Here is a 13,730-nt window from a genome sequence, read left to right on the forward strand (position 1 = left end):
GCGTGAAGGAGATTCACGAGTCGTTTAAATACAGCAACTCGGGGCTTGGCCCGGCGTCCCAAATGATCATTGCGATCGTGATGGCTGCGGTTGTTGGACCGGCAGCTTTGACGGCGATGAGTGGGATGGGCACGTTCTGGGCGGCATCTTATGCTGCTGTAGCTACCGGAGCAGCGACAAATGCCGCCACCAGTTTTATCAATAACGGTGGCAACCTTGGCGCTGTATTCAAAGATGTAACGTCTTCTGATGCGCTGGCTGGCTATGTTATTTCAGGAGTAACTGCTGGCCTGACGGCGGGCTACTTCGACAGCATTCTCAAGACCACAACAAATCCGATAACCGGCCAAGTCATGACTGACTTGAGCAGTCTGGAAGGCATTGGCCGTTTCGCCGGTAACCAGCTGCTGCAGAACATGACTTCCACTGTTTTGGGCGCGACTTTCGGTCAGTACGCGGATTTCGGTAATGCGTTGACGGGCGCTCTGTTGAGTACTCTGAACGCGGCGGCATTCAATGCTGTAGGCGATTTTGCTGCTAAACAGGGCTGGAAAGACGGCAGTCTCGAAAAAATCGCATTGCACGCGGTTGTTGGAGGGTTGCTGACTGAAGCTGCGGGTGGCGATTTCAAAACGGGTGCATTGGCGGCGGGTGCAAATGAGGCTCTGGTTACACAGTTGGCGACGCTGGTCAAGAACGACAGCAACCTGTTGTCGATGTCCTCCCAACTAGTGGGTATCGCTGCGGCAGCCGTAAGCGACGGTAACCTTCAAGAGGGCGCGACTATTGCGAAGGACGCTACTAACTACAACTACCTTATGCACCACGAAATCGTGGAAATGCTGGATGAGCAGGCAAAATGCGCATCCGAGACGTGCAAAGCAGAAGTGCGAGAGCGTTATGCCAATCTGGATGAGCAGCGAAATGCGGAGTTGGGTAGCCTCTGTCAGAAAAACTTGAGTGCCTGCAAGCAGCTTTCGGATCAGCTCCTAGCCGATCAGCCAAAAATTCGCGAACTGGCAGAGCAGCTGAGGCTCAGTGGGGATATATGTGCAGCTGCAAACGTAGGCTGGATCATTACGGAGAATAACCAAACTGCGCAAAACACGATCATCAGAGAGATTGTAGTTCAGCGTGATGGTGAAAGCGCCGCGTTTTGGGCAGATGCCGCAGGCGTAGCCGCAGATGTCGCGGGCGGTGGTAAACCGGGCGGTAGCAAAGGAACGACCAAAAACAGCGCTTCTCATTCACCAGATGTCGACGGTAATCTTGGTGGGTCTGGAGGCGTAAAGGGCGCGGGTGATATTGTTGTGCGCAGCGATGACGATTTCAGTGCCACCGTGAATGGAAACGGAAAACCGAAAGCGCATCTTAACGAAAATGGCGATTTAGTTCCGCCAAATATAGACGGGACCGGTAGCGTTCAATCACATGTACGCGGTGGTAACGCTGAAAACTCGCCGTATATTTCTGTTACCGACCCGAGCACAACGTCAAACCCAAAAGATTACGGTACGAACAAAATTGAGATTGACGTAAAAAGATTGCAACAGGACATTGATTCCGGTGTATTGCCAAACACTAAATTTTTGACAAATCAGGAAGTGACAACGGAGTTGCAGACGAAAGTCGATGCGGCGCGTGATAAATTTACGAACAATCCCACGCCAAAAAATCAAACCTCATTAGACAGAGCAGAGACAGATTTGGCAAGCGCTGCGAGGGATGGGGAATGTTTGATCAAAGGTTGTGTTCCGGCTGACTACATTAAACCGGTGAAAAAATAGGTGAAGGCGATGGATCCCAAAACATACGAACTGCTCAATGGTATTCCGGAACACGCCGATTACGCTGTGGAGGCGGGTGACCTTGACCGAGAAGACATTTCAGAAGAAAGAATGGCCGCAGTGAGGCAACTGCTCAACAGTGGGAATGAAATGGAGCGTTTTCAGGCTTCTAAACTTCTCACCAGCTGGGGCGTCCATAACGGCTTGATAGTGCTGGAAGAATATATGCGTCGCCCAGAGATTATTGAGGGTATTTATACCCATAGACTCCATGGGTACGATGATACATATCGGCATATATTGATGGCAGTGACGATGTATTTCGCAAATGCCGCTGAGGTCAGTGGAAAGGAATTAGCGAGGCGTCAGGTATATGATGTGCTTTCAAAAATAATCGCTCTGGCCAACGAGAGGCCTTTTGAAATATCGGAAATATATTCTTTCGTGCATCGTGAAAAGTATTCAGAGTACCTACCGCTGCTGAAGCAGCATTTGATCGCAATGGTTGAACATCCGGAACTTCATCGGTGGAAAATCAAGGATGCCATTGGTTTGATAATGGAATTTGACGCTGATTTTGTCAGAGCCTTATTGTCTGAGAAAAATAAAATTCTGGAAAATTTTGTGAAAAAATAAAAAATCAAATTTTCTGTGAAAAAGAATAGGTGGGGGTAGGTCACGTTTAGAAAACACTCTAAAAACTTGGTCTGTCCCCATTTCTCACTATTGAAGGCGGGTCTGACATTTATAATCATTTTTTTGGGGCGGTAGCCCGTCTAATTACAACCCGGTGAAGGACGCATTTTCCTACATTCCCGGAGGGTATGGCCCTGCAGTATATAGTGGCGGGGATCTTGTGTTTTCAGTTAGAGCAGGTTTTGTAAAAGTATCTTTGAAAGTCATCGCTGCGGATGGCCTCAGGTGAACTTCCTTGTTTGGTGTGACTGTGGTGCGAAATAAAAAATATTGTGCTTTAGCTGATTATGTACTTAAGTCTGGCAGGGTTCGTTTGGACTGTATTCATGACGATTACTTTAGTTATGGTTTTCTTGTTGATGGCTGTTATGTATTTGTTTTTTGAACCGGATTTTGAAATGGTGTTTAAATAGTTGTGCCTGCCGTTGTCTATTCTCATGTCTGTATATTGGGCTTCCAGCAAACTTTCAAAAATCAAAGATTATGTTGAAGGGGCGTAAAGGGGCGGAACACGAGGCTGATCGAGCATTGGTTAGCTCGCTCCCTGGTTACTTGTCTCGATGACTTACGTTAGATAAAATGATTGATGATTTTTCATGAGTGTCTTTAAGACTTAGAGTCAGAAGTGGTTGACCAGATTAGTGCCGCGACCAATGGAAGTAATGTTTTTGGCGGCCCAAAGTTTGCTGTTGAAGTCGAGGCAATGATCGGTCGTCGTGTGCAGCGAGGGAGCCCGGGACGGCCGAAAAAATCTACCATTTAGTAAAAGGTGGGCTGTCCCCCTTTTTCCCAAGAAGAATTTTTAGAGTTTAAGAAATGACCATTGATCAAGAAGTTTTTGATGACCTGTGGGACGGCAAAAAAAGTATCGGTTTTTTTGTTCAGTCAGCTCAGTGCTACTGGGTTGTTGATGAAAAACGTAATTTTACGCTTGACGTTGACAAGAGTCTTAGAGCGTCATTGAGTAACGGAACTATGACGCAAGAGCAATACGAACGATCCTGCCTGAAATTCAGGAATGGAATCTTGAAGATGACAGCTGAGAACTTTCCTTCGTATCTTCAAGGGCCGAGTGTGAAGATTTTGTTGTCTTCCGAATTGCAAGGCTTTATTGGGGCTGAGTCGGATGTTTTCGAAAGAATTGAAAACTACTATCTCACAGGCGAAGGTCTGGATTCGGAATTGTTCAAAAATGCAAATGTCATACGCTCGCGGCTTCCTCTGTTTTACGTGAATTTTGATCGAAAGATTTTCATGCATGTGGATGACGGTCGATTTCATGAGGAGTATGTGCATCCGGGTTGGATTGCTGAATCTGGCGATTTCAGCTACTTGATTCCGTCACGAGAAAAGTATTGGGTGGATGCAGGTAAAGATTTTTGGAAAGTCCGTTTTTTATAAACTAAATGCTGATATTTAATATATTGGAGGGTAAATTGGCGCAGGCCACCTTTGAATCACCTTTCAATTCGTGTCGAACGTAAAAAAAGCGAAAAAAAGGGGACCGTCCCCTTTTGTCACCGGCGGCGGTACAAAAGGCGCTAGGAGTAACATTGAAATGATTTACGGCGATCCGTTTATATTCTCAATTCAGTTTGATGTAGTGAGGGATTGGACTGATTCAAGTTGTTTCTGGGTAAACGGCTTGTTTTCGTTGTTTGTTGGTGGGGAAAGGCTCCTTGATGTCGTGGATGTCGTCGAACTTAAAACTGCCGTGAACTTCTACGCAAAAATGGAATTTGAAAATATAGAGGAGGGCGATTCAGCGATTTCTGCAAAAGAATTATTTGCTTCCGCGCATCGTTATTTCTTCAAAGGGGAGTCCGCCATTTTAGAAGGCGTGCAAGATATGACGTGCACCTTCTTGGGGGACGCCGGTCTGTTTATTTATTTTCAAAAAACGGAGCATGCGGACAGGCTGGTCTGGAGTAAAGACTTTGGCAACCTTGTCCATGAGGCGTCGCTGCCTCGGGGGGCAGTGAATGGCGTAATTGAAGGTATTGATGAATTTTAGAGTTCGCAGCGGCATGGATGGGCAGAATGTCCTGATGTTCAAGTCCATTACTGTCTTTTGACTTTATTTAATGGTGGTTGTAGCGGGGCAGGTTTGTTGAGCCCGACAAATCTGGCCGCTACTCTTTGAAAGGGTAATAAAAATTGATTAAACCCGGACTTTTGCTGCCTTTTGTTTTCCTGATTGCAGGCTGCCATTCCAACGTCAGAGACTCTTCCCCCAGTCTTTTAAAGGAGGGTGTCCAACTTCAGCAAAAAACGGTAACACCAGATGCACAACACGCCAAAATCATCATGAAAGCGACAGGTTACACATACCCTGTCGAGTTCTCGGTTCGCCAGGCTTCAGATCCCGATCGGCGAATGGAAGTGCTGGGTACTGTGGTGGATTCCGGGCGGGGCGAGGTATTCGGCTGGATCGCCAAAGTCAGCGAAGCGGCCAATAGCGCCACGTTCAAGCACTTCCCTCAGTTGGAAACGCAAGCCAATGCCGACGAACCTTTCGAGGTGTCGGGGCGTTCCAACGGCATGGGCACTGGCAATACTTATAGCTGCGGGCCGCTGAACAGTACTTTTACCCCGGAGCGAAGCAAGGTCTACCTGGTGGAGTTTCAGTTTGTTGGGCAGGCTTGCGAGCAGCATGTTTACGATGTCACCCGGCCGGGTCAGCGTAGCCTCATCGGAACCTGAGCCATTTGAAATTAAATATTCATTTCCCTGACAACCTGATCTCCGATGACTTGCTCAGACAGCAACGGATTCCGTGTATTTGCAAGGTTTCAACGCAATTCGAAATTTCCTTCTCGGATACAGTCCCTGAATCATCCGGGATCGTATCGGGCTTGAGTCGTGAGGAACTGGAACGACGTGCGGTCGCCGGGGCGGGTGGTCAATACACCCACTATGCCAATGGTCTGATTACCTTGGGTAAAATTAGCGAAGGCTTGTACCAGATCATTGATCTTGAAATGTTCTACCGAAGTTTTGGTTGGTGCGCCGTTTTCCGAGATGGCCAATACGCACCCGCTGGCAATTTTTGGGACGACGAGCCGACGTAAAACTAAAACGCCCCGAACTCTGCCGGGGCGTTTTCATTTACCGGGCCGAGCCAGTAGGGGGTTACCGAAACGCCGGCACCACATCCCTGATAAACAACTCCAGCGATTTCTTCTTCTCTTCATGCGGCAAGCTGTTGTCACACCAGAAACTGAACTCATCCACCCCCAGTTCCTGGTAGTACTTGATCCGCGGAATGATCTCTTCCGGCGTGCCGATCATCGCGGTCTTGTGCAGGCTCTCCAGCTCAAACTCCGGACGTCCGGCAAACTTCTCTTCCGGGCTCGGCGCGAGGAAGCCATTGACTGGTGTTTGCTTGTTGCCGAACCAGGCATCGAACGTGCGATAGAAACGTGAGATGGCTTTCGCGCCGACCTTCCAGCCGTCCGGGTTATCAGCGGTGTGCACGTGGGTGTGGCGCAGCACCATCAATTGTGGGCGCGGTACGTCTGGGTTGTTGTCCAGTGCGGTCTGGAATTTGTTCTTCAGGTCGAGGACTTCTTCGTCGCCTTTCATCAATGGCGTGACCATGACGTTGCAGCCGTTGGCGACGGCGAAGTTGTGCGAATCCGGGTCGCGGGCGGCGATCCACATGGGTGGGTTGGGCTTCTGGATCGGCTTCGGCACGCTGGTGGAGGTGGGGAATTTCCAGATGTCGCCGTCGTGGGCGTAGTCGCCTTGCCACAGGGCGCGGACCACCGGGACCATTTCGCGCAGGGCCTGGCCGCCGCTGGAGGCGGGCATGCCGCCGGCCATGCGGTCAAATTCAACCTGATAGGCGCCGCGCGCGAGGCCGACTTCCATGCGGCCGTTGCTGATGACGTCGAGCAGGGCGCATTCGCCGGCGACGCGTAGCGGGTGCCAGAACGGCGCGATGATGGTGCCGGCGCCGAGGTGGATGGTGGTGGTTTTTGCTGCGAGGTAGGCCAGCAGCGGCATCGGGCTTGGGGAAATGGTGTATTCCATGGCGTGGTGTTCGCCGATCCACACGGTGCTGAAACCGCCGGCCTCGGCCATCAGGGTCAGTTCGGTCAGGTCTTCGAACAATTGGCGGTGGCTGATGCTTTCGTCCCAGCGTTCCATGTGTACGAACAGGGAAAATTTCATGACGCTACCTCGAGTCTTTTGTAATTGGCCGGTCGTGTGCGGGCCTGTCGAACTGACGTGAACGCGTTGCGCTCGCGAGTCTTCTCACCATTCAAGCACGCCTTCGAGGACGGCTGTTCGGTTGATTGAATATTGGTATACCATAATACGGAATATCCGCAAAATATTTCTGACCGACACTTCGAACAAGGAAGGCGCAAGCAATGAACATAAAACAAAAACTGACTCTGGCGTTTGCGGTAATCGCCAGCCTGCCGGTGTTACTGGTGGCAGCGCTGATCATCCTCAATGTCCGCGAGGGCGCGCGCGACACCTTTACCGACAGCACCGGGCGCGAGGTGCGTCAGGTGGAAAACGCGATGCAGCTGTTTTTCGAGGGCATCAGCCAAAACGTTGCCTATCTGGCCGAGCATCCGCAACTGCAGAGCATCGACACCAGCCTCAAACGCTACCTGAGCAGCGACGCCGCGCAAGTGCCGATGGGGCCGCAGGATCAACAGCTGTTCAAGCTGTTCGACGGTCTGGCCAAGGCGCACCCGGCTTACACTTATCTATCTGTCGGCACCGAGCAGGGCGGTTACCTGTTCTGGCCGGGCGATGCGAAGTTGGCGAACTACGATCCGCGCACCCGGCCCTGGTACAAAACGGCGATGGCCAACCCCGGCAAAACCCTGCGCACCGAGGCCTATTACTGGGCGGCGGATGACGTGGTGCTGGTGAGCACCGTGCGCAGCTTCAACAACCAGTTGGGCAGCAATGCCGGCGTGGTCAACATCGATGTGTCGCTCAAGCAATTGACCGACCTGGTCAAGCAGATCCGCCTCGGCGAGAGCGGTTATCTGATGCTGATGGAAGCCAACAACACCGTGCTGGTCGACCCGAGCGATCCGGCGCACAACTTCAAGAAACTCAGCGATCTCGGCGACGGTTATCAGCAACTGGCCGAGGCGGGCAAAGGGCTGGTCGAGGTGCAACTGGCCGGCGAGGATTACATGGCGCTGGTCTGGCCGTCGCAGGCGTTGGGCTGGCGGTTTGTCGGCTTGGTCAAGGCGAGCGAAGTGATGGCCGGGGCGACGCATTTGACCTGGCTGATCGGCGCGATCGCTGTGGTTTGCGCACTGTTGTTTGCAATGGCCGGCGCGTGGTTTGCCGGGTTGATGGTCAAGCCGATTCGTGGTGTCGCCAGCGGACTCGAAGGCATTGCCCAGGGCGAGGGCGATCTGACTGCGCGACTGGAAGTGCGCGGGCAGGATGAAACCGCGCAACTGGCCGGCTGGTTCAATCAGTTTCTGGAAGCGATTCGTACGTTGATTCAGCGCATCGGCCAGGCAGCGGGGCAGATTCACAGCAGCTCTGGCAGCGCCACCGAGGTCTCGGCGGAAATGGCCGACGTCGCTTCACGTCAGCGCGAGGCGGTGGACATGGTGTCGACCGCGTTTCACGAAATGGTCGCCACGTCCAACGAGGTCGCGCGTTCGTGCAGTCAAGCGGCTGATTCAGCAGACAACGGTCAGCGTCAGGCACACACCGGGCAGCAGCAGATCGATGCGGCGGTGAGCAACGTCGGGCGCTTGAGTCAGGAGATCGGCCACAGTGCCGAGTCGATGCAGCAACTGGAGCAGGACAGCAACGACATCCAGTCGATCCTCGGCACGATTCGCTCGATTGCCGAGCAGACCAATCTGCTCGCGCTGAACGCCGCCATCGAAGCCGCGCGCGCCGGTGAACAGGGCAGGGGCTTTGCCGTGGTCGCCGATGAAGTCCGGGCGCTGGCCAAACGCACCTCGGATTCCACCGGTGAGATTGACGCACTGCTCGGCAATCTGGCGCGGCGTACCCACCAGATGGGCAAGCAGATGCACGCCAGCCTCGAGGTCTCGCAGGAAACCGTGGTGTCGATCAACGAGGCGCGGGCGAGTTTTGAATTGATCCGTGAATCGGTTGACGTGATCCGCGACATGAACACGCAGATCGCCACGGCGGCGGAGGAACAGCATCAAGTGGCGGAAGACATCAATCGGCACATCAGCCAGATTCATGGCGATGCGCAGTTGGTGGCGAGCCTGGCGGATTCGACTCGGCAGGATGCGCAGAACCTCACGGCGTTGTCGCAGACGTTGAATCAGTTGGTGAGCCGGTTTAGGACCTGACACGGTCGCCCAGGCAACACCAAGACCTGCGGGAGCGAGCCTGCTCGCGAAGGCGTCGGGTCAGTCAAAAATGTAACAACTGACCCATCGCTTTCGCGAGCTGGCTCGCTCCCACATGGGATATCCGAGATCTGGTGAAATCACGCCACAACCGGCAACGCGCCCATCTTGCCGTGGCAATACACCAGCGGTCCGGCGACTTGCTCGGGGACGATCAGGTTCTTCACCGCACCGACCATGATCGCGTGGTCGCCACCTTCGTATTCACGCCACAACTCGCACTCGATCACCGCCGTCGCATTGGCGAGGATCGGGTTGCCCAGTTCGCTCAACGTCCACTCGATGCCCTGCGCCTTGTCCTTGCCTTTGCGCGCGAAGGCATAGGCCTCGCTTTGCTGCACGCTGGACAACAGGTGAATCGCAAAGTGTTTGTTCTTGATCAGCACGGGATAGGAGTCGGAGCTGTAGTTGGGGCAGAACAGCACCAGCGCCGGGTCCATCGACAGCGAGCTGAACGCGCTGGCGGTCAGGCCGACGATCTGACCGTCGTCGTCCAGCGTGGTGATGACGGTGACGCCGGACGGGAACGAGCCCATGACTTGTTTGTAAATGGCAGCATCGATCATTGGGTGGTCCTCGGGTGGTGTGACGCGGTTTTTATGGATTGTAGGTCTGATGGTATACCGTAATACATATCTTGCAAGAGCTTTTCTGGTGAACCGATAAACGTGCCACTTTCGTCGGAAACTCAGTTTTTACGGGGCGTTCAGCTAGCCGGTCAGGGGTGGGATCAGCGAGGATAGCGGATCAGACAGCGACAGAATCAGCGGATCAGGCTTGTGCAAAGTTTGGAATACCATAATATGGTCTGCATCTGAGGGGCGACCCAAGAGTCCTCCCGGTTTGGCTTCATACAAAGATAAAAACAGACAAACTCGAGTTCATGCATATGTCCCAGATGTCCCGGCAAGATCCGTTGATCGAGAATCATACGGTCGATTACGTCCCACTCGCGGAACGCCACGGGAAGGCCCGCGATCTGTTCACTCTTTGGTTCAGCACCAACATCGCGCCACTGCCCATCGTCACCGGCGCCATGGTGGTTCAGGTGTTCCATCTGAATCTGTTCTGGGGGCTGCTGGCGATTGCGCTGGGGCATATGATCGGCGGCGTGGTGATTGCGCTGGCCTCGGCGCAGGGTCCGCGCATGGGCATTCCGCAAATGGTCCAGAGTCGCGGTCAGTTCGGTCGTTATGGCGCACTGCTGATCGTGTTCTTCGCGGCTCTCATCTACATCGGTTTCTTCATTTCCAACATCGTGCTAGCCGGCAAATCCATCGTCGGCATTGCGCCGTCAGTGCCAGCGCCGCTGAGCATTCTGATCGGCGCGCTGGCCGCCACCGCGATCGGTGTGATCGGCTACAACTTCATCCATACGCTCAACCGCATCGGCACCTGGGTGATGGGCGGCGCATTGCTCGCAGGCTTCATCTACATCTTCGCCCATGACTTGCCGGCGGACTTCCTGACGCGCGGCAGTTTCAACCTCTCCGGCTGGCTGGCGACGGTGTCGCTGGGGATCATCTGGCAGACCAGCTTCTCGCCATACGTCTCCGACTATTCGCGTTATCTGCCAGCAGACATCGGTATCGCCAAACCCTTCTGGGCGACGTATCTGGGCGCGACGCTGGGCACGATTCTGTCGTTCAGTTTTGGCGCGGTGGCAGTGCTGGCGACGCCGGAAGGCACTGAAGCGATGGCGGCGGTCAAGCAGTCCACCGGCTGGCTGGGGCCGATTCTGATGGTGCTGTTTCTGCTCAACATCATCAGCCACAACGCGCTCAATCTGTATGGCGCGGTGTTGTCGATCATCACCTCGATTCAGACCTTCGCCAGCCAGTGGACGCCGAGCATCAAGGTGCGCGTGGTGCTGTCGAGCGTGATCCTTGCCGGATGCTGCGTGGTCGCCCTCGGTGCTTCGGCGGATTTCATTTCCGAGTTCATTGGACTGATTCTCGCGCTGTTGCTGGTGCTGGTGCCATGGGCGTCGATCAACCTGATCGACTTCTACCTGATCAAGCGCGGCAACTACGACATCGCCTCGATCTTCCGCGCCGACGGTGGCATCTACGGGCGCTTCAACCTGCACGCGATCATTGCCTACTTCATCGGCATCATCGTGCAACTGCCGTTTGCCAACACCTCGCTGTACGTCGGGCCATACGCCAATCTGGTGGAAGGTGCTGACCTGTCGTGGCTGGTTGGCCTGGTGGTAACGGTGCCGCTGTATTACTGCCTGGCAACTCGCGGTCAGGCGCAGCAGAGCAGGGCGGCCAGACTCGGCTATACCGACTGATCCCAACGGCAACACAGCAATGCCCGGCCCAGCGCCGGGCATTTTTGTTTGCGCATTTCAGCGGTCAAGCAAATTGGCCATATCGATCCCCTTTTGGCCTGCCGCCTACTGTCATCGCGCTACGCTGTCAGCAAGAATCGAAACCATAACAACAGGCTCGACCTTTTTTGCCCTTGGCTATCGTTACAGCCACTGCCGTGTACAGAACATAAAAACCATCGATCTCACGTCGCATTCGGGGAAACAACCATGGTCACGATCAAACGCATTCTGGGCGCCACCGTGTGTGGCCTGACGCTGCTGGCCAGCGCCGTCCAGGCCGAGCAGCGCGAACTGCGGGTGTACAACTGGGCGGATTACATTCTGCCGTCAGTGCCCAAGGACTTCGCCGAGCAAAGCAAGATCAAAGTGACCTGGGACACCTTTGACACCAACGAATCCCTGGAAGCCAAACTGCTCACCGGCAACTCCGGTTACGACCTGGTGGTGCCGTCCAACCAGTTCATCGAAACCCAGATCAAGGCCGGCGTGTTCCAGAAACTCGACAAGTCGAAATTGCCGAACTGGCAGCACCAGGATCCGGCGTTGCTCAAGTTGCTCGACGCCAACGACCCCGGCAACCAGTACGGCGTGCCGTACATGTATGGCACCGTGCTGATCGGCTTCAACCCGGCCAAGGTCAAGGCCGCCCTGGGCGAAAATGCGCCGGTGGACAGTTGGGATCTGGTGTTCAAGCCCGAGAACATGGAAAAGCTCAAGGCCTGTGGCGTGGCGATGCTCGATTCGCCGTCGGAAATTCTGCCACTGGCCCTGCATTACCTCGGCCTCGACCCGAACAGCCAGAACCCGGCGGACTATGAAAAGGCCAAGGCCTTGATGATGAAGATTCGCCCGTATGTGACCTATTTCAACTCGGCCAAATACATGACCGACATCGCCAACGGCGACATCTGCGTGGCGATCGGTTATTCCGGCAGCTTCTACCAATTCGGCAATCGCGCCAAAGAGGCGGGCAACGGCGTGGTGGTCGACTGGCGTCTGCCGAAGGAGGGCGCGCCGATCTGGTTCGACACCTTCGCCATTCCGAAGAGCGCTAAGAACGTCGCCGAGGCCCACGAATTCCTCAACCACTTGCTCGACCCGAAAGTGATCGCACCGATCAGTGATTTCCTCGGTTACCCGAATGCCAACAAGGACTCGATGCCGCTGGTCAACAAGGACATCACCGACAACCCCAACCTGACCCCGACCAGCGAGGCGCTGAAAACCCTGTACGTGGTGCAACCGTTGCCGCAGAAAATGGAGCGGGTGCGCACGCGGGTGTGGACCAGTATCAAGTCCGATAAATAAGAGCACCGCACTTCAAATGTGGGAGCGAGCCTGCTCGCGAAAGCGGTGTGTCATTCAACTCCTACGTTGAATGATCCGGCGTATTCGCGAGCAGGCTCGCTCCCACAGGTGGGTTGGGTTGTGTCATTCGGTGCGGCGTTCTGCCTCGCGGCTGGTCACCAGGCTCAACAGCACCGACCCGAGAATCACCGTCCCGACGATTGCCAGCGACCATTCCACCGGCATGTGGAACCACGGCATCAGCACCATCTTGCCGCCGATGAACACCAGCACGATCGCCAGCCCGTATTTGAGCAGGTGAAAGCGATCAGCCATGTCCGCCAGCAGGAAGTACAACGCACGCAGGCCCATGATCGCGAAGATGTTCGAGGTGAAGACAATGAACGGGTCGGTGGTGACGGCGAAGATCGCTGGAATGCTGTCGACGGCGAACATCAAGTCGCTGGCCTCGATCAGCACCAGCACCAGGAACATCGGCGTTGCCCAGCGCACGCCGTTTTGCAGGATGAAAAACTTCTCGCCGTGAAAGCCACTGGTGATGCGCATATGCCCGCGCACCCAGCGCAGTAACGGATTCTTTTCCAGATCCGGTTGATGATCAGCGAACACCAGCATCTTGATCCCGGTGATGATCAGGAATACACCGAAGGCATACAGCAGCCATTCGAACTGCGACACCAGCCACACCCCGGCAAAAATCATGATCGCGCGCATGACGATCGCGCCGAGCACGCCGTACAGCAGCACTCGTCGCTGCAATTCCGGTGGCACGGCGAAGTAGCTGAAGATCATTACGAAGACGAACATGTTGTCGATCGACAGCGACTGCTCGATCAGATAGCCGGTGAGAAATTCCAGGGTTTTCTGTCGGGCGATTTCACCACCGAATTCACCGTGCAGATACCACCAGAGCAACCCGGCGAAGCTCAGCGCCAACAGGCACCAGGCAATCACCCAGGCCGACGCTTCCCGCACCGACACCCGGTGCGCCTTGCGCCCACCGAAGACAAACAAGTCCAGGGCCAGCATGGCCAGAACGAAGACGATGAAGGCGCCCCACATCCAGGGTTCGCCGATATTGATGTTCGTGGCAGGCATGGCACGCTCCCCTGTCTTTTTATTTGCAGCAAGCACATCTCCTGTGGGAGCGAGCCTGCTCGCGAATGCGGTGGAACAGTGAAGTTGAGGTTGCTGACCCACCGCGTTCGCGAGCAG

General features: G+C 54.6%; 12 protein-coding genes. 9 read left to right on the top strand and 3 right to left on the bottom strand.

The window, feature by feature from the left end; translation table 11 throughout:
* From D8U61_RS16640 to D8U61_RS16665, 6 genes are all read left to right on the top strand, one after another.
* Window positions 1–1,787 (top strand): DUF637 domain-containing protein (locus tag D8U61_RS16640; RefSeq protein WP_177433341.1); only part of this gene is annotated, 1,787 nt, incomplete at its 5' end.
* 9 nt (window positions 1,788–1,796) lie between these two features.
* Window positions 1,797–2,423 carry a hypothetical protein gene (locus D8U61_RS16645; RefSeq protein ID WP_016775043.1) on the top strand — a complete coding sequence of 209 codons (627 nt, stop codon included), beginning with the start codon at window positions 1,797–1,799 and terminating at the stop codon, window positions 2,421–2,423.
* Between the two features lie 876 nt (window positions 2,424–3,299).
* The gene (locus D8U61_RS16650) at window positions 3,300–3,884 is read left to right on the top strand and encodes a hypothetical protein (protein ID WP_130927325.1); all 585 of its coding nucleotides are present in this window, start codon (window positions 3,300–3,302) and stop codon (window positions 3,882–3,884) included.
* Between the two features lie 157 nt (window positions 3,885–4,041).
* Entirely contained in the window at window positions 4,042–4,497 is a 456-nt protein-coding gene (locus D8U61_RS16655) for an Imm42 family immunity protein (RefSeq protein ID WP_130927326.1), read from the top strand.
* A 146-nt stretch (window positions 4,498–4,643) separates the two neighbouring features.
* Entirely contained in the window at window positions 4,644–5,186 is a 543-nt protein-coding gene (locus D8U61_RS16660; RefSeq protein WP_130927344.1) for a hypothetical protein, read from the top strand.
* 5 nt (window positions 5,187–5,191) lie between these two features.
* Window positions 5,192–5,554, top strand: a complete 363-nt coding sequence (locus D8U61_RS16665) for a hypothetical protein (RefSeq protein ID WP_024013210.1) — start codon at window positions 5,192–5,194, stop codon at window positions 5,552–5,554.
* 61 nt (window positions 5,555–5,615) lie between these two features.
* Here the strand turns inward: D8U61_RS16665 and D8U61_RS16670 are convergent, their stop codons facing one another.
* Window positions 5,616–6,659, bottom strand: coding sequence for an LLM class flavin-dependent oxidoreductase (locus D8U61_RS16670; RefSeq protein ID WP_122746050.1), 1,044 nt, complete (start codon window positions 6,657–6,659; stop codon window positions 5,616–5,618).
* Between the two features lie 203 nt (window positions 6,660–6,862).
* On the opposite strand from D8U61_RS16670, the gene D8U61_RS16675 reads away from it, so the two are divergent.
* Window positions 6,863–8,809, top strand: coding sequence for a methyl-accepting chemotaxis protein (locus tag D8U61_RS16675; protein ID WP_122602395.1), 1,947 nt, complete (start codon window positions 6,863–6,865; stop codon window positions 8,807–8,809).
* Between the two features lie 140 nt (window positions 8,810–8,949).
* Here D8U61_RS16675 and D8U61_RS16680 read toward each other — a convergent pair whose 3' ends face one another.
* Window positions 8,950–9,435 carry a flavin reductase family protein gene (locus tag D8U61_RS16680; protein WP_123442263.1) on the bottom strand — a complete coding sequence of 162 codons (486 nt, stop codon included), beginning with the start codon at window positions 9,433–9,435 and terminating at the stop codon, window positions 8,950–8,952.
* Between the two features lie 323 nt (window positions 9,436–9,758).
* Here D8U61_RS16680 and D8U61_RS16685 point away from each other — a divergent pair, with 323 nt between their 5' ends.
* Window positions 9,759–11,165, top strand: a complete 1,407-nt coding sequence (locus D8U61_RS16685; RefSeq protein ID WP_130927327.1) for a cytosine permease — start codon at window positions 9,759–9,761, stop codon at window positions 11,163–11,165.
* A 249-nt stretch (window positions 11,166–11,414) separates the two neighbouring features.
* On the top strand, window positions 11,415–12,515 hold the full coding sequence (locus tag D8U61_RS16690) for a polyamine ABC transporter substrate-binding protein (protein ID WP_041480044.1): 1,101 nt from the start codon (window positions 11,415–11,417) through the stop codon (window positions 12,513–12,515).
* Between the two features lie 123 nt (window positions 12,516–12,638).
* On the opposite strand, the gene D8U61_RS16695 is transcribed toward D8U61_RS16690, so the two are convergent.
* On the bottom strand, window positions 12,639–13,613 hold the full coding sequence (locus D8U61_RS16695) for a TerC family protein (RefSeq protein ID WP_123442265.1): 975 nt from the start codon (window positions 13,611–13,613) through the stop codon (window positions 12,639–12,641).
* Window positions 13,614–13,730: the final 117 nt, after the last annotated feature.

It is taken from the genome of Pseudomonas sp. Sample_14 (assembly GCF_004307515.1).
Taxonomy (GTDB): Bacteria; Pseudomonadota; Gammaproteobacteria; order Pseudomonadales; family Pseudomonadaceae; genus Aquipseudomonas; species Aquipseudomonas atacamensis.